Source organism: Undibacterium sp. Dicai25W, from assembly GCF_049340505.1.
Taxonomy (GTDB): Bacteria; Pseudomonadota; Gammaproteobacteria; order Burkholderiales; family Burkholderiaceae_D; genus Undibacterium; species Undibacterium jejuense.
In genome coordinates this window covers 215306-242104 of sequence record NZ_JBMPOQ010000002.1, presented here as the reverse complement: position 1 = coordinate 242104, position 26799 = coordinate 215306, and the positions used below count along the sequence as shown (strand labels likewise).

At 46.4% G+C, this 26799-nt stretch carries 28 protein-coding genes; 23 read left to right on the top strand and 5 right to left on the bottom strand.

The annotated features are described in order from the left end of the window. Positions 1-175 precede the first annotated feature (175 nt). From ACO0KY_RS04170 to ACO0KY_RS04130, 9 genes are all read left to right on the top strand, one after another. A complete protein-coding gene (locus ACO0KY_RS04170) occupies positions 176-1441 on the top strand; it encodes a glutamate-5-semialdehyde dehydrogenase (protein WP_423044523.1) in 1266 nt (421 codons plus the stop codon). Positions 1442-1475: 34 nt separating this feature from the next. Continuing rightward, positions 1476-1898 (top strand): CopD family protein, encoded by a 423-nt coding sequence (locus tag ACO0KY_RS04165; RefSeq protein WP_423044521.1) that lies wholly within the window; start codon positions 1476-1478, stop codon positions 1896-1898. 149 nt (positions 1899-2047) lie between these two features. Continuing rightward, positions 2048-3259 carry a THUMP domain-containing class I SAM-dependent RNA methyltransferase gene (locus ACO0KY_RS04160; RefSeq protein WP_423044519.1) on the top strand — a complete coding sequence of 404 codons (1212 nt, stop codon included), beginning with the start codon at positions 2048-2050 and terminating at the stop codon, positions 3257-3259. Positions 3260-3398: 139 nt separating this feature from the next. Then, a complete protein-coding gene (locus ACO0KY_RS04155; protein WP_423044517.1) occupies positions 3399-4886 on the top strand; it encodes an NAD-dependent succinate-semialdehyde dehydrogenase in 1488 nt (495 codons plus the stop codon). A gap of 104 nt (positions 4887-4990) precedes the next feature. Then, positions 4991-6226 carry a multidrug effflux MFS transporter gene (locus ACO0KY_RS04150; RefSeq protein ID WP_423044515.1) on the top strand — a complete coding sequence of 412 codons (1236 nt, stop codon included), beginning with the start codon at positions 4991-4993 and terminating at the stop codon, positions 6224-6226. A gap of 381 nt (positions 6227-6607) precedes the next feature. Beyond that, positions 6608-7723: a porin gene (locus tag ACO0KY_RS04145; RefSeq protein WP_423044513.1), complete on the top strand. Its 1116-nt coding sequence runs from the start codon at positions 6608-6610 to the stop codon at positions 7721-7723. Between the two features lie 198 nt (positions 7724-7921). Further along, complete coding sequence (locus tag ACO0KY_RS04140) at positions 7922-8374, top strand: hypothetical protein (RefSeq protein WP_423044511.1); 453 nt, start codon at positions 7922-7924, stop codon at positions 8372-8374. A 31-nt stretch (positions 8375-8405) separates the two neighbouring features. After that, complete coding sequence (locus ACO0KY_RS04135; RefSeq protein WP_423044509.1) at positions 8406-9371, top strand: homoserine kinase; 966 nt, start codon at positions 8406-8408, stop codon at positions 9369-9371. Further along, positions 9368-10141: a BPSS1780 family membrane protein gene (locus ACO0KY_RS04130; protein WP_423044507.1), complete on the top strand. Its 774-nt coding sequence runs from the start codon at positions 9368-9370 to the stop codon at positions 10139-10141. The genes ACO0KY_RS04135 and ACO0KY_RS04130 overlap by 4 nt, the downstream gene beginning before the upstream one ends. Before the next feature lie 38 nt (positions 10142-10179). Here ACO0KY_RS04130 and ACO0KY_RS04125 read toward each other — a convergent pair whose 3' ends face one another. Then, positions 10180-10635: an OsmC family protein gene (locus ACO0KY_RS04125; protein ID WP_423044505.1), complete on the bottom strand. Its 456-nt coding sequence runs from the start codon at positions 10633-10635 to the stop codon at positions 10180-10182. A gap of 507 nt (positions 10636-11142) precedes the next feature. On the opposite strand from ACO0KY_RS04125, the gene rplM reads away from it, so the two are divergent. The 11 genes from rplM to ACO0KY_RS04070 all read left to right on the top strand — a co-directional run bounded on the left by rplM (position 11143) and on the right by ACO0KY_RS04070 (position 19867). Continuing rightward, positions 11143-11571, top strand: coding sequence for a 50S ribosomal protein L13 (gene rplM / locus ACO0KY_RS04120; protein ID WP_186911382.1), 429 nt, complete (start codon positions 11143-11145; stop codon positions 11569-11571). Between the two features lie 9 nt (positions 11572-11580). Then, entirely contained in the window at positions 11581-11973 is a 393-nt protein-coding gene (rpsI, locus tag ACO0KY_RS04115; protein WP_162039944.1) for a 30S ribosomal protein S9, read from the top strand. Positions 11974-12124: 151 nt separating this feature from the next. Next, positions 12125-13162, top strand: a complete 1038-nt coding sequence (gene argC, locus ACO0KY_RS04110) for an N-acetyl-gamma-glutamyl-phosphate reductase (RefSeq protein ID WP_423044503.1) — start codon at positions 12125-12127, stop codon at positions 13160-13162. A 51-nt stretch (positions 13163-13213) separates the two neighbouring features. Further along, complete coding sequence (locus ACO0KY_RS04105; protein ID WP_423044501.1) at positions 13214-13894, top strand: DUF6776 family protein; 681 nt, start codon at positions 13214-13216, stop codon at positions 13892-13894. Between the two features lie 89 nt (positions 13895-13983). Continuing rightward, positions 13984-14376, top strand: coding sequence for a bactofilin family protein (locus tag ACO0KY_RS04100; protein WP_423044499.1), 393 nt, complete (start codon positions 13984-13986; stop codon positions 14374-14376). 50 nt (positions 14377-14426) lie between these two features. Then, positions 14427-14777 carry an iron-sulfur cluster insertion protein ErpA gene (gene erpA, locus ACO0KY_RS04095; protein ID WP_186911386.1) on the top strand — a complete coding sequence of 117 codons (351 nt, stop codon included), beginning with the start codon at positions 14427-14429 and terminating at the stop codon, positions 14775-14777. Positions 14778-14924: 147 nt separating this feature from the next. Next, positions 14925-16412 carry an FAD-linked oxidase C-terminal domain-containing protein gene (locus ACO0KY_RS04090; protein WP_423044497.1) on the top strand — a complete coding sequence of 496 codons (1488 nt, stop codon included), beginning with the start codon at positions 14925-14927 and terminating at the stop codon, positions 16410-16412. A gap of 37 nt (positions 16413-16449) precedes the next feature. Next, entirely contained in the window at positions 16450-17550 is a 1101-nt protein-coding gene (glcE, locus tag ACO0KY_RS04085) for a glycolate oxidase subunit GlcE (protein ID WP_423044495.1), read from the top strand. Between the two features lie 6 nt (positions 17551-17556). Then, entirely contained in the window at positions 17557-18798 is a 1242-nt protein-coding gene (glcF, locus tag ACO0KY_RS04080; protein ID WP_423044493.1) for a glycolate oxidase subunit GlcF, read from the top strand. Positions 18799-18812: 14 nt separating this feature from the next. After that, positions 18813-19145 carry a CidA/LrgA family protein gene (locus tag ACO0KY_RS04075; protein ID WP_423044491.1) on the top strand — a complete coding sequence of 111 codons (333 nt, stop codon included), beginning with the start codon at positions 18813-18815 and terminating at the stop codon, positions 19143-19145. Next, positions 19142-19867, top strand: a complete 726-nt coding sequence (locus ACO0KY_RS04070; protein WP_423044489.1) for an LrgB family protein — start codon at positions 19142-19144, stop codon at positions 19865-19867. Before ACO0KY_RS04075 ends, ACO0KY_RS04070 begins: the two co-directional genes overlap by 4 nt. Positions 19868-19899: 32 nt before the next feature. On the opposite strand, the gene ACO0KY_RS04065 is transcribed toward ACO0KY_RS04070, so the two are convergent. Genes ACO0KY_RS04065 through ACO0KY_RS04055 form a run of 3 tightly spaced genes read right to left on the bottom strand, consistent with a single transcriptional unit; the run spans position 19900 to position 22606 of the window. Beyond that, positions 19900-20382 carry a glutathione peroxidase gene (locus tag ACO0KY_RS04065; protein WP_423044487.1) on the bottom strand — a complete coding sequence of 161 codons (483 nt, stop codon included), beginning with the start codon at positions 20380-20382 and terminating at the stop codon, positions 19900-19902. A 2-nt stretch (positions 20383-20384) separates the two neighbouring features. Continuing rightward, positions 20385-21521 (bottom strand): PilT/PilU family type 4a pilus ATPase, encoded by a 1137-nt coding sequence (locus tag ACO0KY_RS04060; RefSeq protein ID WP_423044485.1) that lies wholly within the window; start codon positions 21519-21521, stop codon positions 20385-20387. Positions 21522-21562: 41 nt separating this feature from the next. Continuing rightward, complete coding sequence (locus tag ACO0KY_RS04055) at positions 21563-22606, bottom strand: type IV pilus twitching motility protein PilT (protein ID WP_186911393.1); 1044 nt, start codon at positions 22604-22606, stop codon at positions 21563-21565. A 120-nt stretch (positions 22607-22726) separates the two neighbouring features. Between ACO0KY_RS04055 and ACO0KY_RS04050 the strand changes: the two genes are divergently transcribed. From ACO0KY_RS04050 to ACO0KY_RS04040, 3 genes are all read left to right on the top strand, one after another. Next, positions 22727-23431, top strand: a complete 705-nt coding sequence (locus tag ACO0KY_RS04050) for a YggS family pyridoxal phosphate-dependent enzyme (RefSeq protein WP_423044483.1) — start codon at positions 22727-22729, stop codon at positions 23429-23431. Then, positions 23421-24248 carry a pyrroline-5-carboxylate reductase gene (gene proC, locus ACO0KY_RS04045; protein ID WP_423044481.1) on the top strand — a complete coding sequence of 276 codons (828 nt, stop codon included), beginning with the start codon at positions 23421-23423 and terminating at the stop codon, positions 24246-24248. Before ACO0KY_RS04050 ends, proC begins: the two co-directional genes overlap by 11 nt. A gap of 659 nt (positions 24249-24907) precedes the next feature. Further along, a complete protein-coding gene (locus tag ACO0KY_RS04040) occupies positions 24908-26461 on the top strand; it encodes an ArnT family glycosyltransferase (protein ID WP_423044479.1) in 1554 nt (517 codons plus the stop codon). 7 nt (positions 26462-26468) lie between these two features. Here the strand turns inward: ACO0KY_RS04040 and ACO0KY_RS04035 are convergent, their stop codons facing one another. Then, entirely contained in the window at positions 26469-26789 is a 321-nt protein-coding gene (locus ACO0KY_RS04035; protein ID WP_186911397.1) for a YqjK family protein, read from the bottom strand. Between the last annotated feature and the right edge of the window lie 10 nt (positions 26790-26799).

Below are 26799 nucleotides of genomic sequence, written 5' to 3'. Positions count from 1 at the left end.
ATATTTGTCATGCTTTCTTTAAAAATAGCGGAGCATTTGAAATAAAGATGTGAGCTGTCCTTTTTCCGGGTTGTCGTTCCGTCTAGGTTGAAGGATGTGTCAAGAGAACACAAAAAAATATACAAAGAATATGCAAAGGAATACGCTGAGGAATACTTCCTCGCGCAATGACATCATGGATATCAAGCATTACATGAATGACCTCGGCTTGCATGCCCGCGCTGCTTCCCGCGCGATGGCTAAAGCTGACACGGCAACAAAAAATATGGCTTTGCGCTTGATTGCCACCGCGATACGGCGTGACGCTGCCGCTTTGCGTGCTGCAAACGAGCTCGATCTGGCTGCCGCTAAAGCTGCTGGTATGGAAGCTGCGATGCTGGATCGTCTTACCCTGTCCGATAAAGCCATCGCGACGATGGCAGAAGGCCTGGAACAAATTATCAGTCTGGCGGATCCTATTGGTGAAATTTCAAACATGAAATATCGACCGACCGGTATACAAGTAGGACAAATGCGCGTTCCCTTAGGCGTAATTGGTATCATTTACGAAGCACGTCCTAATGTGACAGTTGACGCCGCCGGCTTATGTATTAAAAGTGGTAATGCAACTATTTTGCGTGGCGGTTCAGAAGCTATCCATTGCAATCAGGCACTTGCCAGGATTGTGAAAGAAGGTTTGGCAGGTGCAGGTTTACCGCAAGATGCAGTACAGATTGTCGAGACCACAGATCGCGCTGCGGTTGGCGAGTTGATCACCATGCCACAATACGTTGACGTGATTGTTCCACGCGGTGGCAAAGGTTTGATTGAACGTTTGATGCGTGAAGCGACGGTGCCTATGATTAAGCATCTGGATGGCATCTGTCATGTCTACATTGATGATAAAGCGGATCTGAAAAAAGCGATCGACGTCGCTTTCAATGCTAAATGTCATCGCTACGGTACCTGCAATACGATGGAAACTTTATTGGTCGCACGTGGTATTGCGGCGCAGGTTTTGCCAGCATTAAGTGAGTTATACGCTAGCAAGCAAGTAGAATTACGTTGTGATGAAACAGCAGCACAGATTTTGGCTACTTATCCGTATTTGGCCGAAGCAACGGAGGCAGACTGGAGTACAGAATATCTGGCAGCAATTTTGTCGATCAAAGTGGTCGCTGACATACATGAAGCGATTGCCCACATCAATGACTATTCATCTAAACATACAGAATCGATAATTACTGAAGATTACACGCGTGCTATGCGCTTTTTGCGTGAGGTAGATTCGGCCTCGGTGATGGTGAACGCATCGACGCGCTTTGCAGACGGATTTGAATATGGTCTCGGTGCAGAAATTGGCATCTCGAATGACAAATTACATGCACGTGGCCCGGTGGGATTGGAAGGTTTAACATCCTTAAAATACGTGGTATTTGGCCATGGTGAAGTCCGTCAATAATTTTTGAAAGTACAGAAAGTACAGAAAGTACATGATGCTCTGGATTAAAGCTTTTCATATTTTGTTTGTGATTTCCTGGTTTGCTGGCTTATTTTATCTGCCACGTATTTTCGTTAATCTGGCAATGGAAAAAGATACCGCAACCACTGAGCGCTTATTATTGATGGCGCGTAAGTTGTATCGCTTTATGACCGTTTTAGCCATTCCGGCACTAGCATTAGGTTTATATTTGTGGCTGGTTATTGGTATTGGCAAAGGACCGGGTAATGGTTGGATGCATGCTAAATTAACTTGCGTGCTCTTGCTGATTGGCTACCACCATGCCTGCGGCAGCTTATTGAAGAAATTTGAAAAAGGTGTGAATCAACGTAGCCATTTCTGGTTCCGTTGGTTCAATGAAGTCCCCGTGATTTTATTGTTGATCGTGTTAATCATGGTTGTAGTCAAACCATTTTAAGCGAGCTTTTGTAGGACGGGTGCAACCTGCGCTGAGATTGCCCCTGCCTTTTTTTGAATGGCAATTTGTGTTGATGTAATTTATTTATCGTAACGACTCTTTCGTCGTTGTGAAGGTTTTTTGATTTTTAACGGATAAAAGGTTCCCCCATGACAAGATATTCCTATTTTTGTCCATGCCCACGCGGCATGGAAATCGCTCTTGCTGAAGAGTTGAATGAAATCGCTGCTCTTGGTAGCACGATGTCGGTACACAATCAGGTACCAGGTGGTGTGCATTGCTCGGGTAGTTTGCAAGATAGCTGGCGCATCAATTTGCATTCGCGCATTGCTTCCCGTGTGTTGATGCGTATGGCGCAATCAAGCTATGTCAATGAAAACGATATTTATGATCTGGTGTTAGAGCAGCCATGGGAAGATTGGTTTGGCTATCATCACACGATCCGCGTGGATGTGACCGCAGTCAAGTCACCGCTCAAGAGTCTGGAATTTACGACACTCAAAATCAAAGACGCGATCTGTGATCGTTTCCGTGATCAATTTACCCAACGCCCTTCGGTGAATACCAAAACGCCGGATATGCGTATCGTTGGTTTTATGGATGCGCGCAATTTTACAATTTACCTCGACACATCCGGTGAAGCCTTGTTTAAACGTGGCTGGCGTATGGAAACCGGTGACGCGCCTTTGCGTGAAAATCTGGCGGCAGGTTTGTTGCGTACCGCAGGCTGGAAACCCGGTGTGCCATTATTTGATCCTATGTGTGGTTCAGGCACCATTTTGATTGAAGCGGCGCAAATCCTCGCCGGTATCCCGCCAGGTTTGAAGCGTGAATTCGCTTTTGAGAAATTCCATCAATTTGATGAGACTGAGTGGCAGGCGATTAAAGCAAGCGTTAAGCCAAATCCGTTACCAGCTGAACCAAGTATCTTTGGTAGTGATATTTCTGGCGATATGGTTGTGATGACCCGCAATAACTTGAACAAAGCCGGTATCCGCTTTGAAGTGCCGCTCAAGCAAATTGAAGCGCAAGAAATCAAAGCACCGACTACGCAGCCAGGTGTGTTACTGACTAACCCACCTTATGGTGAGCGTATCGGTGTCCGTGGTGATAGCACGCTGGAAACGGATGAATTGGCCAAAGAATTTTTCACGGCATTCAGTTCAACATTGAAGCAACGCTTTGCTGGTTGGAGCGTGTTTTTATTCACTGCCGATTTAACTGTACCAAAAATGTTGCGATTAAAAGAATCTCGCAAAACGCCATTTTTCAACGGTGCACTAGAATGCCGTTTGTTCCGTTTTGATATGGTTGCAGGTTTCAATCGTCGCGAGGAAGCGAAACCAAAAGAGCAGAATTAATTTCAGCTTGTCTGGCTCGATATCAATATCAAAAACGGTCAGGTCTCAGCAGACCTGACCGTTTTGCTTTAGGCTTAAGGCCTACGAGTTTTAGGACTGTATTGCTCCAGTTATTTATCCTTATTACGGAGACCCCATTATGTTTTTACATCACATCGCTGATCAATTGAAATTAAAAGATAGCAACTTATTGCGTGACGCCGCTTTTATTAATGGGAACTGGTTAGTGAAAGACCAACGTTTTGAAGTGAATAATCCTTCGACGTTACAAGTGTTGGCGCGGGTGAGCAATGTGACTGAGAGCGATACGCATGACGCGATCGCCGCGGCGCAGGCGGCATTCCCTGCCTGGGCAGCGAAAACGGCAAAAGAACGTGCCACTGTCATGCGCGTCTGGTTTGATTTGATGATACAGCACGCAGACGATCTGGCTGCCATCATGACGGCAGAACAAGGCAAGCCATTGGCGGAAGCGAAGGGCGAGGTGATTTACGGTGCCAGTTTTCTGGAATGGTTTGCCGAAGAAGCAAAGCGTGTTTCCGGTGATGTGATGGCTTCAACCTGGACAGATAAGCGCATCATTGTGTTGAAGCAGCCTATCGGTGTGTGTGCCGCGATCACCCCATGGAACTTTCCGATTGCGATGATTACCCGCAAGGTCGCTCCAGCTTTAGCGGCTGGCTGTACTATCGTTATTAAACCAGCAGAGCAAACTCCTTTGTCTGCGCTTGCCATGGTGGAGTTAGCGCAACGTGCAGGTATTCCTGCTGGCGTGATCAACGTGTTGACTGCAGACGCAGAGCGTTCTATCGCTGTTGGTAAAGTGCTGTGTGATAGTCCGGTCGTACGTCACTTATCATTCACTGGTTCCACGCCCGTCGGTCGTATTTTGATGCGTCAGTCAGCGCCCACAGTGAAGAAGCTTGCGTTAGAGCTTGGCGGTCATGCGCCGTTTATTGTTTTTGATGATGCCGATTTGGATGCTGCGGTCGAAGGTGCTTTGCAATCGAAATTCAGAAATGCTGGTCAAACCTGTGTTTGTACCAATCGGTTCTATGTCCACGCGTCTGTTTACGATCAGTTTGTTGAAAAACTGGCGGCAGGTGCAAAAAAAATCCTGGTTGGCGACGGTTTTGTTACTGGCGTACAGCAGGGGCCGATGATTGACGCGCAGGCGATTGCGAAGGTGACTGAACATGTGGCAGACGCGCAAACTAAGGGCGCACGTCTGGTTACTGGCGGTAAGCAACATACAGCGGGGTCATTGTTTTATGAGCCTACAGTTTTGTCCGATGTCACTCCTGCGATGTTGATCATGAATGAAGAAACTTTTGGTCCGGTGGCAGCGGTGGTCAAATTTACTTCTGAAGAAGAAGTCATTGCAGCCGCAAATGATACTGAATTTGGTCTGGCTTCGTATTTTTATTCACGTGATATTGGCCGGGTCTGGCGTGTCGCAGAAAAACTCGAATACGGTATGGTGGGTATTAACACTGGATTGATGTCGAATGAAGTAGCCCCGTTTGGTGGCGTTAAACAGTCAGGCTTAGGGCGCGAAGGCTCAAAGTATGGCATGGATGAGTATCTCGAAATTAAGTACCTGTGTCTTGGCGGTATGGGAGTTTAGTAAATGTATTTCTAACTAAGCTTCGCCTAAGGATAGGTCCATCTAGATATCCCGGACGGAGCGATTTTCGCCCTATTTTTTATCAAATCATTGAATTGCCGCTTATGCCATCGAATATCAAGCTCAGTAACGCAGGATTAGCCACTTTGTTGGCTGCGCTAGCGATGCTGGGACCGTTTTCCATCGATACCTATCTGCCCGCTTTCCCGAATATACAGGCTAGTTTGCAAGCAAGTGCACTGGAAGTTCAGCAAACCCTCACTGCTTATATGTTGTCTTTTGCCGTCATGACCTTGTGGCATGGCGCCTTGTCTGACTCGTTTGGTCGCAGAAATGTAATTTTAGTGGCGTTATTGGTTTTCTGTGTGGCCAGTTTTGGTTGTGCATCCGCACATAGTATTCATTATTTATGGGGTTTTCGGATTCTTCAAGGCGTGTCAGCGGGTGCCGGGATGGTAGTCGGAAGGGCGCTGATCCGTGACTTGTATTCTGGTGCTCCGGCTGAACGTTTATTGTCGATGGTGACCATGATTTTTTCGATTGCTCCTGCGATCGCGCCGATTTTAGGTGGCTGGATAGTCGGATTTTCGACCTGGCGTGGTATCTTTCTGTTGTTATTTGGATACACTGTGTTACTTTTTTTGGCTTGTTACAAATTTCTTCCGGAGTCTTTGCCGCGTGAGAACCGGCAAGAATTTAGTCCGGAGTTTCTTTGGAGAAGTTATTTGAAGGTGTTTAAATCGCCGCTATTTCATTTGAAAGCAGGCACTATAGCCTTTAATTTTGGTGGCCTTTTTTTGTACATATCTTCTGCGCCCGTGTTCATTACACAACATCTTAAATTGCGTGCAGATCAATTTGGTTGGCAGTTTATCCCGTCGGTTGCAGGGATATTTTTGGGCGCTTTAATGGCGAACAGACTGGCTGGAAAGATCTCAGTCTGGAAGCAAGTCAGCATTGGTTTTTGTTTTTTAATTGGGGCTTCTTTATTTAATGTGATCTTTAATTTTATCTCGCAGCCTATCTTGTTTTGGTCAGTCATGCCCTTGTTCTTTTATACATTTGGCATGTCTTTGGTGGCACCAGGCGCAACTTTATTGGTATTGGATTTGTTCCCGACAATCCGTGGCATCGTAGCATCTTGTCAATCTGCAACTGTAACTTTGCTGGGGGCTATTATTGCTGGAGTCGTCGCACCCGCTCTCGACCATTCCGCATTCAGTCTGGCACTAGGGCAGTTGGGATGCGCGTTAATAGGATCGATGCTGTGGTATACCGGTCGCATCTACTGGCGAGCAATAACAGCACAGAAGGAAAGTGCCTTGGAAACAATTGGTTAAATGATAATCAAGGTCGCGGTAAAAAAGCTTAAAAGAAAATTTTTTTACCTCACTTGAAATAGTTCAGATATTCCTCATATCGCTTGTGCTATGCAGCAATCATAAAAATTGCCTATAATGTAGCCTTAAGCCGCGATAAATCAGTTTTTGTTTTTTTGAACTAATCCCGATTTGGCGTGTCTTTAAATTGCAACGTTTTGTAAGACCTTGTTTTTATAGTAGTTTGATTTCATCAAAATGTCATTTTCAGCAGGTATCTTGGCATTTGTCATTGAATCAATGTTCGATTCGAGGCTTTGAACAGACCTGCAATTCAGTTTTTTGCCGCGCTAGGTTTTGTGCCGCAGCAAAAATTTAACATTCATTTTTGGATACTAGACAATGAAAAAATCATTCCTCGCACTTGCTCTGATGAGTGCTTTCTCCGGTGCGGCATTCGCGCAATCTTCTGTAACTATCTACGGTATCGCTGACGTTGGCGTTCAAGGCTTGAGCACTGGCTCTGGTAAAGTAGCTAAAATCGAAAGCGGTCAAGAATCTGGTTCACGTATCGGTTTCAAAGGTACTGAAGATCTGGGCAATAGCTTGAAAGCTAACTTCGTATTGGAACAAGGTATCTCTATGGATACTGGCGCTTCTGATCAAGGTGGTTTGACATTTGGTCGTCGTTCTATCGTTGGTTTGTCTGGCGATTTCGGTGCAGTTAATCTGGGTCGTGATAAGTCTACAACTTTCCAATTGTTCGATAGCTTCGATCCATTCGCATCTGGCATGATCAACAGCGGCAATGGCTTGAAAGGTATCTACTCTATCGGCGGCCAATCTACTTTGGGCGTTGCAGCTACTGCAACTGCTAAAGCAACAACTACTAACGCTAACACACGTGGTCGCGTAAGTAACTCCGTGTTCTACTACACACCAAGCAACCTGGGTGGCTTCTACGGTGCAGCTCAATACGGCGCTGGTGAAGTTGCTGGTGATAACTCTCTGGGTCGTTCTTTGGGCGTGACTTTGGGTTACCAAATCGATGCTTTGAACGTAGCGTATAACTACTACAAAGACAATGCACAAGACGCAAACTTGTTCACTAACGCTAAATCTGCAAACACAGTATTGGTGAACTACAACTTTGGCGTTGCTACTCCAGTGTTCATCTACCAAAAAGTTAAAACTGACGGTACTTCAGCAACTGCTGCAGTTGATCGTAAGATTTACACTCTGGGTGTAACAGTACCGGTTGATGCAGCTGGCAAATTGTTGGCTACTTTCACACAAGTAAAAGACAACACACCAACAGCACTGAACGCTACAACAACAGTTGGCAATGCTAAGCAATTCGCTATTGGTTACCAATACGCGTTGTCTAAGCGTACTGATCTGTACACAGCATTCGCTCGTACAAATCAAGATGCAGCATCTAAAGGCTTTGAAGGTTTGGCTTCTGTAGCTGGCGCAAACATCAACGAATTCACTGCTGGCGTACGTCACCAGTTCTAATTGATTTCAGGCTTATGCCTGAAGCAATGAGTTGATAGAAAGAGCGGTCTTTTGACCGCTCTTTTTTATTTTCTTCGCTTTAAAGTCACATGAATATGCATACGTACTTGATATGACATAAAAGCCGACAATTATTCGCAACTTTGCCTGGCTTGATTTGTTACAATGACAGCACGTTTAGCTCAACAGGGTCTTGCCATGAAAAAATCATTGAAACTGCGTTTAGGCTTGGTGTCTGGCATATTTGCTGTGTCTCTGGCAGGATTTGTCCACGCGCAGTCAACAACTAATAAAACTGAACTGGTGACGCCACCACCACCGCCACAATTAGAAGTGTTGGAAGAGGGCCCAGCAGCCGCTGACATGAAAGCGGGAAAGCCTGAGCAAAAAAATCAAGTTAAAGACATTCGCAACAATGCAGGAAAAGTCACCGAGGTGCAGGTGCATTCTGGTGGCAGTCATTACGTGTTGAAAGCTGATCCGGAAATCGGTAATGCACCAAAGGGTACCGCACAGGGAGACAACAACCGTGCTCCACAATGGACGATTTTGCAGTTTGGTGGTAAAAAAGAAAGTAAAGAAGTCGAACCTTTACCCGTTTTACCACCAGCACCTACGCAAGCAGTTTCTGCGAGTTCTTCCGATAAATAATTTCTGACGGCTTCTTTTTTGCGATATATCAATGGCAGTTTTTACACCTGTTACCCTGAATGACCTGAATTCATGGATAGATCAATTCCCGCTAGGGAAGGCGTTAGCAATCAAAGGTATTGCGTCTGGGATTGAAAATAGTAATTTTTTTATTACGACTGAAACCGGTGAATATGTTCTGACGATTTTTGAAAATCTGAGCTTTGAACAACTACCATTTTATCTAAAATTAATGCGCCATTTGGCGGATCATAGCGTACTGGTGCCTGCGCCAGTCGCCAATGCCGATGGCGAATTGGTGGTGGCCTTGCATGGAAAGCCAGCATCGATTGTCAGTAAGCTTGAAGGCAGTTCGCAAATGGAGCCGCAAGCGTCACATTGTGCGGAAGTCGGGCGCATGTTGGCGCGGATGCATCTTGCTGGCAAAGATTTTCCTTTGCATCAAAAGAATTTACGCTCATTAGATTGGTGGCACGCAACAACGCCTAAGGTACTGCCTTTCATCTCGGATGAACTACAACATTTGCTGCGGGCAGAAGTGCATTTTCAGGATGCGTTTGATAGTACCCCGGTGTATCGTGCTTTGCCGCGAGGTCCGATTCATGCTGATTTGTTCAGAAATAACGTCATGTTTGTTGGTGAACGACTGACCGGGTTTTTTGATTTTTATTTTGCTGGGTGCGATACCTGGATTTTTGACGTTGCCGTCACCGTAAATGACTGGTGTATCAATATTACCACCGGTGAACTCGATATTGTCCGGGTTCTGGCTATGTTGAATGCTTATCACGAGGTAAGGCCATTTAGCAAAGAAGAAGCGATTGCATGGCAGCCTATGCTGCGTGCGGCAGCGTTACGATTCTGGTTGTCGCGTCTGTATGATTATTACCAGCCGCGAGATGCAGAAATGTTGACGCCACATGATCCTGCCCATTTTGAGCGTATTCTGCGTTTGCGCGAATCTTTACCCGTCCCACCTTTGCCAGAAAATTTATGAATCCAGTAACACCATCAACTGGCTTGCTTTGGGTTAAACGAGGATTTATCTTGTTTCGCCAGCAACCCGCAGAGATGCTGACCTTGTTTTTTACCTACATGTTTATCGTGATGGGATTAGGCCTTATCCCAATTGCAGGAGAGTTCTTGCCTTTAATGTTGATCCCGGTATTTAGCATGAGTTTTATGCAGGCTTGTGATCAAATAGAAAATGGCGTCAAGGTTTATCCAAATCTGTTAATGCTTGGATTTCGTTCGGAGGCACTGGGGCGTCTGCTCACTTTGGGGATTTTCTATGTATTGGCGGTTGCGTTGGCAATATTTGTATCTAGCCTGGTAGATGGTGGCGCACTCTTTGACTTCCTTTCCAGTCAAAAACCTATCGACCCCAAAGAAGCCCCTGATGAACGTATATTCTTGGGTATGTTAGTCGCGGTGCTTACCTATCTCTTGCCGTTAATGGCATTCTGGTTTGCTGCTCCTCTGATTATGTGGAAAAAAATGTCTGTCGGAAAAGCCTTGTTCTACAGTTTTTTTTCCGTGAAGCGTGCAGGGAAGGCATTTTTGCTCTACGGGGCAGCGTGGATGTTGATTGCGGGTATTTTGCCAGCCTTGGTCAGCGTAATGATCGCCGTGATATTTGGTGATCCTATCGTCGTGATGTTGACCATGTTGCCGATGTCAGCATTGTTGACGACCATTTTGTATTGTTCGTTTTATCCGACTTACCTTGATATTTTTGGTAAGCCGGAAATTAGTATTCAGGCTTAAAGCTCCATACCTGAGTACATCATATAAACGAATTGGTGTCAGGTTTGATCACCTGACACTAATTCAACCGTCAGGTCGTCAATGATTTCGAAGCTATGCGTCATGACAGCAGTTTTTTCCAGCATAATGGACGCTGAGCAGTATTTCTCATGAGATAGTTTGATCGCGCGTTCAACCATTGTCGGTTTTAACTGACGGCCACGGACCGTAAAATGAAAGTGAATCTTAGTAAAAACCTTGGGTTCGGTTTCGGCTCTCTCTGCTTTGAGTGTCACGTCACAGGCGCGCACGTCTTGTTTGCCTTTGCGTAAAATCAGCACCACATCATACGCTGTGCACCCTCCGGTACCTAGTAGTACCATCTCCATGGGGCGAGGAGCGCGGTTGTGACCGCCACCTTCTGGCGCACCATCCATTAATACTGCGTGGCCTGAGCCTGTTTCGGCCAGAAATGACATTCCTGATGGGCCGGTCCAGCGTACGGTTGCTTCCATGAGTTACCCTTTTTTCTTTCGTTGTTGTCGTCTTTAAAATTGTACTGCATTCATTCATTAATTTTTTGCGATATCGGATTTTGCTGGCTAGACCATATTTCATCTTGCAGTCTTGGTTTAGAGGAAATCTTCGCACATTTTTCAGAATTTTTCTTGCACTGCACAATTTCTTATCCTATTATTGACTCATCGGTTAGTTATTGCATCTCAGCAGCACCAGAGGCAAAGTCTACCAAGCAATTGTCTCCTCCACCTACTCCTTTGGTGGATTCAGCCCGAAGCAAGTTCTTCGGGCTATTTTTTTGTCTCAGGGCATGTTAAGCGCTACTTGGGTGCTATTGCGGCACTTTTTCTGCCTAAAATTTAAACAGTTCTTGCACTAAGTCTTTGAAAACCTTATAATTTCCGATTCTCGATTTGCCTGAGCGAGAAATTAACAAGGGAGAGTCTGCCAAAACATAGGTAGAACCACCGCACAAAGGCGTATTTAACTTTTTAGGATTCAACATGAAAACCTTTTCCGCTAAGGGCCATGAGGTTCAGCGCGACTGGTTCGTGATTGACGCGACAGATAAAGTACTCGGACGTGTTGCCAGCGAAGTGGCACTCCGTTTACGCGGCAAACATAAACCAGAATTTACTCCACACGTTGACACGGGCGATTTCATCGTCGTAGTGAATGCAGGTAAACTGCGCGTGACAGGCACTAAAGCTCTGAACAAAACATACTACCGTCACACTGGTTACCCAGGCGGTATCTATGAAACAAATTTCACGAAAATGCAAGCGCGTTTTCCAGGTCGTGCACTCGAGAAGGCTGTTAAGGGCATGTTGCCTAAAGGCCCACTCGGCTATGCAATGATCAAGAAGCTGAAAGTGTATGCAGATGCAACGCATCCGCACGCAGCACAGCAACCACAAGTACTCGACATCTAAGGATTAGCCATGATCGGTAATTACAACTACGGAACTGGCCGTCGCAAGAGCGCAGTTGCTCGCGTATTCCTGAAGTCCGGCAGCGGCAAGATCGTTGTGAACGGCAAACCAGCAAACGAATATTTCTCTCGTGAAACTGGCCTGATGGTTATCCGTCAACCACTGGAATTGACTAACAATCTCGAAACATTCGATATTATGGTTAACGTTCACGGCGGCGGCGAATCTGGTCAATCTGGTGCAGTTCGTCACGGTATCACCCGTGCACTGATCGACTACGATGCAACATTGAAATCTGAGCTGTCAAAAGCTGGTTTCGTTACACGTGATGCACGTGAAGTTGAACGTAAAAAAGTTGGTCTGCGCAAAGCACGTCGCGCAAAACAATTCTCCAAGCGTTAATTTTTTTTCGCTGGATCAAAAAGCCGTCCTTTGGGCGGCTTTTTTGCTTTTTCTGCTTTCTGTTTTTTCATGTAACGAGTTTTAACACTGTCGTTGAGATCGTTAGCTCTGCTGTTAAAATAGTGAAAAATTTCTTGCAAGGAAAAAATATATGATCAAAGTAGGTATAGTAGGTGGCACCGGTTATACCGGCGTGGAATTGTTGCGCATATTGTCAACCCACCCCGATGTAACATTGACAGCCATTACTTCACGTAAAGAAGATGGCTTGCCCGTTGCTGATATGTACCCGTCTTTGCGCGGCAAGGTGGCGCTGGCATTTTCTGCTCCTGACAAAGCTAACTTAACAGAATGTGATGTAGTGTTTTTTGCTACACCTCATGGCGTCGCAATGGCGCAGGCTCAGGAGTTGTTGGCGGCTGGCGTCAAGGTCATTGATCTGGCGGCCGATTTCCGTCTGCAAGACGTGGCTCAATTCGAAAAATGGTATGGCATTCCTCACACTTGCACTGACGTTTTAAAAGAAGCAGTGTATGGCTTGCCAGAGCTGAATCGTGAGGCCATTAAATCCGCACGCGTCATTGGCAATCCAGGTTGCTATCCAACCACGATGCAGCTTGGTTATGCACCGTTGTTGAAGGCGGATGTGATTGATGCCACTAGTTTGATTGCCGACTGTAAATCAGGCGTTTCGGGTGCAGGTCGTAAAGCTGAAATAGGCATTCTTTTTTCGGAAACCAGTGACAGTTTTAAGGCGTATGGCGTATCTGGCCATCGTCATACTCCTGAGACGACCGAACAATTACAACGTCTGACCAAGCAAGATGTTGAATTGCTGTTCACTCCACATTTGGTGCCAATGATACGCGGCATGCATTCGACTCTGTACGCACGTCTGACGCGTGACATCAGCAATGAAGAACTGCAAGCCTTGTTTATTGAAGCTTATAAAGATGAACCTTTCGTTGATGTGATGCCGTTTGGGTCACATCCGGAAACGCGTTCTACCCGCGCATCGAATATGTTGCGCCTCGCTTTGCACCGTCCAAACAATGGTAAGACCGTGATCATTTTGGTGGTGCAAGATAATCTGGTGAAAGGTGCGTCCGGGCAAGCTGTGCAGTGTATGAATCTGATGTTCGGATTAGAAGAAACCACAGGACTGCACCATGTTCCGGTGATGCCATAACAGTATATGGGCAAATCACGTTTCTCGCAGAGGCGCTATTTGGCGCCAAAAATGACGATTACCCATGCCTGGCCTTGGTATGTCAAAGCCGGAATTGCAGTCTTGATTCTCGCGTTGGTAGCGGTGCTGGCTTGGTGGACTTACGATTTAGGACGTAGTTTTGCCTTTGGTCCACGAATTAATAGAGACCAGGTTCATGAATTGCAAACTAAGCTTGAGCAACTGACGTCCGAGCGCGATAAGTTGCAACTCGAAGCCAATACGATAGAAAGTAAGCTCAATATTGATCATTCGATGCAAAAGCAGTTAGCTGATCAAGTTAAAACTCTGACTACGGAAAATCAAAAGCTCAAAGATGACTTGGCTTTTTTCGAAGGTTTGATGCCATCCGGAACCGGTATGGACGGCATCACCGTGCAGAATCTGAAGGTTGAACTACAGGCACCAGGACAATTACGCTACCGTGCTTTGGTGATGCAAGGGGTGAAAAGCACCAAAGACTTTGAAGGCGAGTTGCAATTTTTTGTGAGCTTGGTTCAGGCAGGAAAACCTGTTACGATGCAGTTCCCTGATGTTAAATCGGGTGATGCTGGTAAATTAAAATTGTCGTTTAAACATTACCAGCGATTGGAGGGAGTGATTACTCTCCCCGATGGCGCGACAGCGAAAAATGTACAGGTAAAAGTCCTGGACCGAGGCGTGATTCGCGCGCAGCAGGCTGTTAATTTATAAACTTTTTCAAAATCGCTGACTGGTATTACGTGCATAAACGTGAATAGCAAGTATCGCATTTTGAATACTTCCTGAAAAAGGAAAATTTCATGTTTACCCGAAAAGCAAAGAATACGATAGATAGTCTCATTGGTGCGACCACCAGAATTGAAGGGGATCTTCATTTTAAAGGTGGCTTACGAATCGATGGACACATCTGTGGCAATGTAATCGCTGACGTTGAGGCTTCAAGTATGTTGGTGATTTCCGAACAAGCCGTCATCGACGGTGAGGTCCGTGCAGCACACGTCGTGGTCAATGGTGTCATTAACGGTCCGGTCTTTTCGACCGAGTTGCTGGAATTGCAGCCTAAAGCCAGAATTTCTGGCGATGTGCACTACAAAACCTTAGAGATGCTGAGCGGTGCTTTGGTCTCTGGTAAATTAACCCATGATGTTTTGCAAGAGCCAGCTTTATTAATGCTGGCGGCTTCCAATGCATAGTTTTGCAAGCAGGACTATAATGGAAGTATCTTAGATTGAAGGAGTAAGAAATGAATGCCGTTGCCGAAATGCCAGCACCGATTGTTTTTACTGAAAGCGCTGCTGCCAAAGTTGCGCAATTGATTGAAGAAGAAGGTAATCCTGACCTGAAATTGCGCGTGTTTGTGCAGGGTGGCGGTTGCTCAGGTTTTCAATACGGTTTTACTTTCGATGAAATTACCAACGAAGATGATACGACTATGACCAAAAATGGCGTACATCTGTTGATCGATTCCATGAGCTACCAATATCTGGTGGGCGCTGAGATCGACTACAAAGACGATCTCGAAGGCGCACAGTTTGTGATTAAAAATCCTAACGCCTCCACAACTTGTGGTTGTGGTTCTTCTTTCTCGGTCTGATTTTACCGGATAGATGATCATGTAAAAAGGACGCTGCGGCGTCCTTTTTTTATGCGTTGAAAACAATTCAGTCAAGTTGGCGCAAACTATTCATCGCAAGCTGAATCAAAGCTGATTACACTGATAAAAAAATAAATAGGTGTCGGTATGGAGCAAATCAGTTCAGAGCAGATTTTTGCAACGCGGCAAAGAGAGGTGGCGCGCGCTTTACGCCAAGCGTTGCCTGAGCACTGCGTGTTGCACAATGAAGAGGATACCCGTCCATACGAATGCGACGGTCTGGCGGCATTTCGTCAGCTTCCTATGGTCGTTTGTTTGCCAGAAAACGAATCACAAATTATCGCTACGCTGGAAGTCTGTCATCACTTGCAAGTACCCATCGTGCCGCGTGGTGCAGGTACGGGCTTGTCTGGCGGTGCGATGCCGATTGCCGATGGCATTGTGTTGTCCACCGCCAAGCTGAACAAAATTCTCAAAGTCGATGCCTATGCCAGAACGGCTGTCGTGCAACCTGGCGTGCGTAACCTCGCTATTTCTGAAGCCGTCTCTGCGCACAATTTATATTACGCCCCAGATCCATCCTCACAAATCGCCTGCACGATAGGCGGCAATGTGGCTGAAAATTCTGGTGGTGTGCACTGCCTGAAATATGGACTGACGGTACACAATGTCTTGCGGGTGCGTGTCGTCACCGTCGATGGTGATGTCGTCGAACTCGGCAGTGAAGCCTTGGATGCGCCGGGCTTGGATCTGTTAGCCGTGTTTATTGGTTCCGAAGGCATGTTAGGTATCGTCACCGAAGTGACCGTGAAACTGATTCCCAAACCGCAGGCAGCGCGCGTTATCATGGCCTCATTTGATGATGTGGTCAAAGGCGGTAATGCCGTCGCGAATGTTATTGCAGCAGGCATTATTCCTGCTGGTCTGGAAATGATGGACAAGACCTCGTCGCGGATGGTTGAGCCATTTGTTAAGGCTGGCTACGATATTGATGCCGAAGCGATATTGCTGTGTGAATCCGACGGTACCAATGAAGAAGTCGAAGAGGAAATTTCTCGTATGACAGCCGTGCTTGAACAAGCCGGTGCGACAGCGATTGCGGTATCTCAAAGTGATGCAGAGCGTTTGCGCTTTTGGTCAGGACGTAAAAATGCGTTTCCTGCAGCTGGTCGTATTTCCCCCGATTATTACTGTATGGATGGAACGATTCCCCGCAAACGTCTGGCCGAAGTCTTGATCGGCATTACGCATATGGAGACCAAATATGGACTGCGCTGTGCAAATGTATTCCATGCGGGCGACGGAAATCTGCATCCTCTGATTATGTTTGATGCGAACCAACCCGGTGAATTCGAGCGCGCCGAAGCATTTGGTGCAGAAATTTTGGAGCTCTGCGTGACTGTTGGTGGAACCATTACCGGCGAACATGGTGTTGGCATAGAAAAAATTAATTCTATGTGCGTACAATTTTCCCGTGCAGAACTGGATGCCTTCTTTGCCGTTAAACGTGCGTTTGATACCCACTCTCTATTGAATCCGGAAAAGGCGATCCCGACCTTGCATCGGTGTGCTGAATATGGCCGCATGCATGTCAAGCAAGGACGCCTCGCATTTCCTGATTTACCTCGTTTTTAATCTCTAACTAAAAATAATTTGACTGATGAAGACAGAGATGACTACAGAGATGACGACAGAGACAATGGCAGAAATGACGACTATTTTGCAAGGTTTCAGAGAGCAAATTCTGCATGCAAAGGAGCAAGGCAACGCCTTGCAGATTCGCGGCGGCGGGAGCAAATCCTGGTATGGTCAAGAACCTGTTGGGAATGTGGTAGATACCCGTCCATATCGCGGAATCATTGCTTACGAGCCAACCGAATTAGTACTAACCGCGTGTAGCGGAACCCCTTTATCTGAAATCGAAGCCGTATTGGCTGAGCAAAATCAGATGCTTGCTTTTGAACCACCGCACTTTGGTGTTGGCGCAACCTTGGGCGGCATGTTGGCATCGGGCTTATCCGGTCCTCGTCGCCCTTATGTTGGTGCAGTTCGCGACTTTGTTCTTGGTGCGACTTTGATGGATGGCAAAGGCGAAATTTTAGAGTTCGGTGGTCAGGTCATGAAGAATGTGGCCGGCTACGATGTGTCGCGCTTGTTGGCAGGAGCAATGGGGAGTCTGGGTTTAGTGCTCAATGTGTCGATCAAAGTATTGCCGCGCCCCTTTGCAGAAACGACCTTGGTATTTGCTTTATCTGAGGCTGACGCGATAAAAAAAATGAATCTGTGGGCAGGGCAAGCGTTACCAATTTCTGGCAGTTGCTGGCATGTTGGTCGCTTAATGCTGAGATTGTCCGGTGCCGAGGCAGCAGTACGGTCTGCACGGCAAGTTCTGGGCGGTGAAGAGATGCACGACGCGGCAGCTTATTGGACTGCTTTACGTGAACAGACACAAGACTTTTTTTCTCAAGATGAAGAGCATGGTTTGTGGCGTTTGTCCGTGCCATCCACAACCGTAGCATTGCCTTTAACCGGAAAATCCTTGATCGAATGGGGTGGCGCGCAACGTTGGCTATTTAGCGATGAAACGCCGGAGGTCATACGTGCCGCTGCGAGCGCGGCTGGCGGTCATGCCAGTTTATTCCGTGGCGGTAACAAAAGTATAGGTGTGTTTACGCCGCTGCCTGCGCCTTTGCTCAACATACACCAACGCCTTAAAGCTGCATTTGATCCTGCTGGGATATTTAATCCAGGCCGTTTGTACAAGGACTTTTAATTCGCTATGCAAACCAATCTCGCTGATTTTATAAAAAATACACGTGCCGGCAAAGAAGCCGACGACATTCTGCGTAAGTGTGTGCATTGCGGCTTTTGCACCGCGACTTGTCCGACCTATCAATTGATGGGAGACGAGTTGGATGGTCCGCGGGGTCGTATTTATCTGATTAAACAGGTTCTGGAAGGTAAGCCTGCGACGGAAAAAACGCAGCAACATCTGGATCGTTGTCTGACCTGCAGAAATTGCGAATCCACCTGCCCATCAGGTGTCCAGTATGGCCGTTTGCTTGACATCGGACGCCAGGTTGTCGAGCAGCAAGTGCAACGACCCTTGTCACAAAAAATCGTCAGAGAAACGCTGAAGGCGATCTTGCCAAGAGCATGGATATTTCAGCCAGCAATGCGTTTAGGGCAAAGTTTGCGTCCGCTATTACCGCAAAGTCTGAAGAATAAAGTGCCTGCACGCCAGGAGTCAGGAAGCTGGGCGCACATCTCGCATAATCGTAAAATGTTGTTGCTCGATGGCTGTGTACAACCTGCGATGGCACCGAATATTAATGCGGCGACTTCGCGTGTATTGAGTAGTCTCGGCGTGGAATTGATTGTTGCTCCTAAGGCGGGCTGTTGCGGAGCAATACGCCACCATCTGAATGATCACGAGGCGGCATTAAATGACATGCGTAGAAACATTGACGCCTGGTGGCCGCTAGTCGAGGCTGGTGCCGAGGCCATCGTCATGACGGCCTCGGGGTGTGGTGTCACCGTAAAAGAATACGGCCATATGTTGGCGCATGATGCCAACTATTCACAAAAAGCGGAACGTATTTCAGCCTTGACCCGCGATCTGAGTGAAATTTTGCCGGAATTTGAAGCGCAATTAGTACAGAAGCTGCAAGGCAAATTATTGCAGCGCATTGTTTGGCACCCGCCTTGCACGCTACAACATGGACAGCAAATCCGTGGCAAAGTCGAAGGCTTGCTCAAGGCCTTGGGCGTTGATGTGCAATTGTGCGCTGATAGCCATTTGTGTTGTGGCTCGGCGGGAACGTATTCGGTATTGCAGGCAAAAACTTCGTATCAGCTACGCGATAATAAATTGCACAATCTGCTGGCGACAAAGCCAGACATGGTCTTGTCCGCCAATATTGGTTGTCTCACGCATTTGCAATCGGGAACGGAAACGTCAGTAAAACATTGGATAGAACTCATCGACAGCGCACTCGCAAATTCCGCGCTTTCTGAATAAAAATCCAGGAACAAATGATACGAACTTTTTCCGTTTTACTGATTTTCCAATGCCTGGGGGAGGGGGTTGTCTATGCGACAGGCTTACCTGTGCCCGGGCCGGTGATTGGTATGTTGTTCTTGTTCATTTACCTCGTGATCAGAAAAAGCGAAGCGGCGAAACTTGTTCCCGGTGTTCAAACTTTATTGGGGCATTTGTCCCTCTTGTTTATTCCGGCAGGCGTAGGAATCATGGTGCACGGAAAAATGGTCATGGAAGAGTGGCTGCCCCTGAGTGTCGCGTTGATTGTGAGTACGGCGGTATCGATTGTGGTTACCGCTGTTTGCGTGAAGTGGCTGCAAAAATGAATCACCAATTATCGGCTGTCTGGGTTTATCTTGCAGCGTCACCCTTGTTAGGATTGACCGCCACGCTGATTGCTTACCAAGTCGCCTATTTTATTTATACCAAGTGTAAATTCAGTCCTCTCGCAAATCCCGTTGCGATTTCCGTTGCATTGATCGTGACGGTGTTGCTGAGTACGCATACCTCATATCAAACGTATTTCGCTGGTGCGCAGTTCGTGCATTTTTTGCTCGGTCCGGCAACGGTAGCCTTGGCCGTTCCGCTGTACCAGCAGATGAATCGGTTGCGATATCAATGGAAAGCTTTTCTGGTGGGAGCGGTATTAGGTAGTGCTTCGGCGATTGCCACCGCTATGTTAATTGCGAATGTATTGGGAGCCTCGCGGGTTACTGTGCTTTCTCTGGCTTCGAAATCGGTGACGATGGCAATTGCAATGGGTGTGAGTGAAAAAGTAGGTGGCCTACCTTCTTTGACTGCGGCCTTAGTCATGCTCACCGGTATCCTCGGTGCCATGATGGCGGCGGGTATTCTCGATGTTTTGAGAATCAGAGACCATGCAATTCGTGGCTTTGCATTGGGTGTTAGTGCGCATGGAATAGGCACTGCCAGAGCGTTTCAAATCAATCAGGAAATGGGTGCGTTTGCCGGACTGGCGATGGGTTTGTCAGGATTGATTACCGCGATTTTCTTACCGTTTGGACTACGTCTTCTCGGGGTAATTTAAAATCGCGGTTGTCTCAAAATAATACTGCTGACTTATTCAGCCAATAGTTGCGTGAGGTCGGCGATCAGATCCGCTGGCGTGGTTTGCGGCGCATAGCGGCGAAATACTGTGCCATCTTTTTTGATCAGAAACTTGGTGAAATTCCATTTGATGGCCTTGGTGCCCATCAAGCCAGGCGCTTCATTTTTCAAGTTCGTAAAAAACGGATGGGCAGCATCGCCATTGACGTCAATTTTCTCAAACAAGGGAAAAGTAACGCCGTAATTTTTTTCGCAAAAACTGCCGATTTCATCCGCAGTACCTGGCTCCTGATGACCGAATTGATTGCATGGGAAACCAAGTACAACGACGCCTTTGTCTTTGAATTGTTGATAGACCTGCTCCAGACCTTGGTACTGCGGCGTAAACCCGCATTTGCTGGCGGTATTGACGACTAACACGACCTGACCCAAATACTGCTTCAGATCAATATCCTGACCTTGCAAATTCTTAGCGTTAAAATCGAGTGCATTCATACTTACAATATCCCTAAGTGATTGGTTCCTGCAGAGAGATCGCGGTCTTTTGCATCTTTACCTTGCAGCATAATTGCTAAGCGTAATTCGTTGACGGAATCCGCGTTACGCAATGCATCTTCATAGGTGATTTTATCTGCTTCATGTAAATCAAACAGCGCCTGATCAAAGGTTTGCATGCCGAGTTCGCGAGATTTTTTCATAATCTCTTTCATCTCATGCACCTGGCCTTTGAAAATTAGATCGGAAATGAGTGGTGTGTTTAACAGCACTTCCACCGCGGCAATCCTGCCTTTGCGACCTTTGACAGGAATCAGACGTTGTGAAATGACGGCTTTCAGATTTAAAGACAAATCCATCAACAATTGCGCACGGCGCTCTTCAGGGAAAAAGTTGATAATACGATCTAAGGCCTGATTCGAGCTGTTGGCGTGCAAGGTGGCAAGGCAAAGATGGCCGGTTTCAGCAAAGGCGACAGCAAAATCCATGGTTTCACGATCACGGATTTCGCCGATCTGTATTACATCCGGTGCCTGACGCAGAGAATTTTTCAGTGCTGCACCCCAATCTTCGGTATCGATTCCGATTTCCCGCTGCGTAACAATACAGTTGCCATGTGGATGCACATATTCAATCGGGTCTTCGATCGTAATGATGTGGCCATAGCTATTCTTATTCCTATGTCCAACCATCGCTGCCAGCGTGGTTGATTTACCTGAGCCGGTTGAACCCACCATGATTACCAGACCACGCTTGGTCAGAGCGATTTCTTTCAAATGCTCAGGCAAGCCCAAATCTTCTAATTTAGGAATAGCGGTGGTAATGGTTCTCAGAACCAGGCCAACGCGCCCCTGCTGCATGAATGCGGAAACGCGAAAGCGCCCCATACCCGCAGGGTTGATTGCGAAATTACATTCTTTGGTTGACTCAAACTCTGACGCCTGTTTATCGTTCATGATAGCGCGCGCCAGATCGACCGTGTGCGCAGGTGTTAGCGGTTGATTTGAGACGGGAGTTACTCTGCCATCAATTTTAAATGCGGGCGGGAAATCTGCTGTGATGAATAAATCCGAGCCATTTTTAGTCAGCATGAGCCTTAACAGGTCATGCATAAATTTGGTTGCCTGATCGCGTTCCATTGTTGTTCTTGTCCTATTTGCTCAAAATGTACTTCAATCAATTAACCTGGGAAATTGTCCGGGATTTTGGCTGCGCTGCGTGCCGTCCCTACTGAGATTACATTTCGTCTGACGAGATCAGTCAAATTTTGATCCAGTGTTTGCATGCCGATACTGCTACCAGTCTGAATTGCTGAGTACATTTGGGCAATCTTTGCTTCGCGGATTAAATTGCGAATCGCTGGTGTACCCAACATGATTTCATGGGCGGCTACGCGGCCAGAGCCATCCTTGGTTTTTAATAACGTTTGTGAGATCACTGCTTGCAGAGATTCTGACAGCATGGATCGCACCATTTCTTTTTCTTCGGCAGGAAATACGTCGACAATACGATCGATCGTTTTTGCCGCAGAAGAGGTGTGTAAAGTACCGAATACCAAGTGACCTGTTTCCGCGGCGGTCAACGCCAGTCGTATAGTCTCCAGATCGCGTAATTCACCCACCAGAATCGCGTCAGGATCTTCACGCAATGCCGACTTCAACGCGTTTTGAAACGACATGGTGTGGGGGCCTACTTCACGTTGGTTGATCAGGCATTTTTTTGACTCATGCACAAATTCAATCGGATCTTCGACAGTCAGTATGTGGCCATATTCATTTTCATTCAAATGGTTCACCATCGCCGCCAGGGTCGTAGATTTACCAGAACCTGTCGGCCCGGTAACCAGCACCAGGCCCCGTGGTTTGAGTGCCAATTCGGCAAAAATTTTAGGTGTGTTGAGTTGTTCCAGCGAAAGGATTTTCGATGGAATGGTACGCATAACAGCCGCCGGACCTCGCTCCTGATTGAACGCATTCACACGGAAACGTGCCAGACCTGGAATTGAAAAGGAAAAATCACACTCCAGATGTTCCTCGTAGGTCTTGCGCTGCGAGTCATTCATGATGTCATAAATCAACTCATGTACGTCTTTGTGCTCCAATGGCGGCAAATTAATACGTCGGACGTCGCCATGTACCCGTATCATCGGTGGCAAGCCGGAAGATAAGTGAAGGTCAGACGCGTTATTCTTGACGGAGAACGCAAGGAGTTCAGAAATGTCCATTTATAATTCCGGTAATGAGAGTGTCGCTGATGATCGTTGTAATACAAGCCTGATTTTGGATGGGTATAGCAAAAAGTGACCAAATTCCAACTAAAAATTTAGAATCGAGATTCCTTGATTATGTCCTTAATTTCCGACAACTTGCAAGCCGTACTTGCTGATATTCAACTTGTTGCACTCGATTCCGGACGTTCACCAGAACAAGTGCGTTTGTTGGCTGTTTCTAAGACCTTTGGTGCAGATGCTATTTTAGATGCTGCCAGCTGCGGACAGATGGCTTTTGGTGAAAATTATCTCCAGGAAGCGTTGGAAAAAATTGATTTTATCCAGCAGCATTCGCCAGACTTGAAACTGGAGTGGCATTTTATCGGGCCTATACAAAGTAATAAAACTAAACCGATTGCAGAGAACTTCTCCTGGGTACATTCTGTTGACAGAGAAAAAATTGCGCAGCGTTTATCTGAACAACGTCCGGCCGATTTAACAGCTTTGAATATTTGTTTGCAGGTCAATATCAGTGGCGAAGTGAGTAAAAGCGGGGTATTGCCGCAAGATGCGGTGTCATTGGCGCTTAAAATCGCGCAACTTCCCAGACTTAAGTTGCGTGGACTGATGGCTGTACCGGAAGCAACCGAAGATGAGCAACAACAGCGATTAGCGTTCAGACATTTGAAGCAGCTCAAGGATGAAATCTGTAAGCACGGTATCGTATTAGATACCTTATCAATGGGAATGAGCAGCGATTTACATGCGGCAATCGCGGAAGGTAGCACCATGGTCAGAATAGGTACGGCAATTTTCGGGAGAAGAAATTATGCAAAGTAAATTGAAGATCGGTTTTATCGGCGGAGGCAACATGGCGGTTGCCTTGATTGGTGGCCTGTTGCAAGGTGATGTCCCTGCGAAACATATTCATGTAGTAGATGTAAGTCAGGCAATGCTGACACGCTTGGAAACGGAATTCGGCGTTAGTACATCCCTAAGCATCGATCATCACTTGCAACAAATGGATGTCGTCATTCTCGCTGTAAAACCACAGCAGTTAAGGGACGTGGTCGGAGCGTTGTCAGCGCACATCAAGCACCAATTATTGATCTCTATCGCTGCTGGCATACGTGTTACTGATATTTCACGCTGGTTAAACTCATACGGCAAAATTGTGCGTGTAATGCCGAATACGCCCGCCTTAATCGGCAAAGGTGTTACCGGTTTGTATGCGTTGCCAGGAGTGAGCGAAACAGAAAAACAGTGTGCAGACGAAATTTTACGGGCTGTTGGTTCTACAGCGTGGTTCGAGGAGGAAAGACTGATCGACGTGGTGACTGCTATTTCTGGCAGTGGTCCAGCATACGTATTCTATTTCATTGAAGCAATGCAGCAGGCCGCTCAAGAGCTAGGACTAAGTGCCGAGCAAGGCAAGCAATTTGCTGTTGCAACGTTTGAAGGTGCCGCCCAGCTAGCCATGCATTCTGGTGACGCCGTATCTATTTTGCGTGAACGAGTCACGTCTAAAGGCGGTACGACTTATGCCGCCTTAAGCAGTATGGAGGCGGACGGTGTCAAATCTCATATTATCCGTGCGATTAAAGTAGCTGCCAGCAGGGCAGCTGAACTTGGAGAAGAGTTTGGCCAACAAAATTAATGAATGTTAATAAGAATAAATAGCGAAAAACTAATACAAATTGCTACAAACCAATAAAAATTGTTTCTTAGAGTAAGTTGTATTAACGATAATTTCAACATGGTAAATGAAGCTGTCCATTCATGGTTGGCTTCATTTTTTTTTGCCTTAAATTTAATTTGCGTTGTTTTTATTATAATTTAGTTAGAATCTGAGCTCTTATTTGCTAAGCACACGCGTAAAATTTTGTCTCAATGAGATACAATGCGATACTAATAGTTTATTAATGCTGTTAGTTGTAACAATTGTAACATCCCTCCCCAAGTGTTGCGTTTTACCACCTTCAGGTGAAATTTTCTTAGTTTCTGAGAAAACAAAACAGTAAACCGCACAAACCCCATTGCACTTTTATTGGCTTTTGTATGGAATTTTTTGTTTGGTTTCGCAGTTTCTTTACATCTTTGCTTCAGGCTACTGCCGGCAATAGTTATCAGAACACATACATTCTGAATAGCATAAAAGCGCCATTTTCCTTGGAACGTCCAAGGCGCCTTCTCGCGTCTTTTGATTGGACATGGATTGCATTATTGTTGCTAGTATCAATGTATCTTGTTCCGGGTTTGATCGGTCATGATCCTTGGAAGCAAGACGAAACATATATTTTCGGAATCATTCATCACATGCTCGAAACAGGTGATTGGATTGTTCCGACCATGGCTGGTGAACCATTTATGGAAAAGCCACCGTTGTATTATTGGCTTGCCACTATCATGGCAAAAACCTTCTCGCCGTGGCTGGCATTGCATGATGGCGCAAGATTGGCGACTGGTATATTTATGTCGGTAACCTGCATTGCTGCTGGTTGGGCTGCACGCCAATGGTGGGGCCGTGGTTACGGGCGTTATGCCGTTCTTTCTTTATTGGGTTGCCTCGGTCTGGTACTGCATTCGCACATGATGTTAACTGACGTGCCTTTGTTGACAGGTTTTGCGGTCGCTACGGCGGGTTTCGTACATATTGATGAAAACCCGCATCGCTCAGGTGCATTGATGGGAACTGGTGTTGGTATTGGGTTTATGGCAAAAGGGGTGTTGGCGCTTGGTGTATTTGGTCTGACAGTCGCTTTATTACCGTTCTTATTCAAACAGTGGCGTAAGTCTAGCTACTGGCAGGTCTTAAAATTAGCGATGTTATATTCTTCACCGTGGCTATTGATTTGGCCGGTATGCTTGTATCATCGCTCCCCGACGTTGTTTATGGATTGGTTTTGGCTCAATAACGTGGGACGCTTTTTTGGCTTTTCGGTGGCGCAATTGGGTGCTCCGCATACGGAAGGTTTTTGGATTACCACCTTACCATGGTTTGCTTTTCCAGCTATGCCGCTGGCAATGATTACCCTATGGCGTCAGCGCGCTTCCTTGTTTACTTCATCCGCGATACAAGCTTGTGGATTGGTATTTGCGATTATGCTTCTCGTGTTATGGCGCGCAGCCTCGGCGCGTGACAATTACGCGCTGCCTTTGCTTTTGCCGATTGCTTTGATTGCCGCTCCTGCAGCTCGAAATCTGGCTGTCAGTGTGGATAAGATCTGGGATTGGTCTGCAAGAATGATTTTTGGATTTGTCATTGGCTTTATCTGGTTGGTGTGGGCTCTCATGACTATTAAAGGATCTCCACCAGAATGGATGTTCTTGCTTAGAGTCTTGCCAAGAGAATTTGTACCGCATTTTGAATTCTGGCATGTTGTTTTTGCCTTCGGTTTAACTGCCTTGGCCTTTGCCGGACTTGGATCGCTCTCTAAAATTCAAGGTCGCGGTTTAGTCAGCTGGGTTGCTGGCCTGGGTTTGAGCTGGATGTTGATGAGTCAATTGCTTATGCCTTGGGTTGATCATGCGAAAAGCTATCGTAGTGTTTTTTCTTCCATGCAAACCGCATTGCCAGGTAATTTTGACTGTATGGCGAGTAAGGATTTAGGTGAGTCTGAAAGAGCGATGCTCAGATATTTTGCTGGCATTACAACCTATAGACAAGAGAACATTCCTGATACTAGCTGCGATTATCTGTTAATTAATGGATTTCAAAAACAGAAGCCAGAACATATGCATGATAAAAACTGGGAATTGGTGTGGGAGGGCGCTCGCCCTGGAGATAATAACGAACGGCTCTGGCTGTTTGCTGCCAAGAAAATGAATGGCCAATTAGCGTTCAGTAGCGCACGCCGTCCATTGAGATAAAGCGGTTTCAGGGAGAATTTTTCGACTCTGACTTAAATCGTTTAATCACTGGCACGATTGTTTTCCATATTTGCCAGGTTTTAAGCGCGGTTCTTGAGAGTGACGCAATACGAGTTGGTTTGATGACAAATACTACTGCAGCAATTGCAATTGCTGCCAGTGGCTGTTGTTTGACTTTTGTTATGACGCTGCTAGCACACTGATAGCTAAATTCTGCAATATCGAGCGATTGTCTGATCTCTTGCGTTTGCAAAGTGAGTACTTGCCTTTGTGCCCGAATCTTAATTAACAAAGCTTCGCGGCGTTGCGCAAGTTGATTCGGGTTCATAGTCATCAAT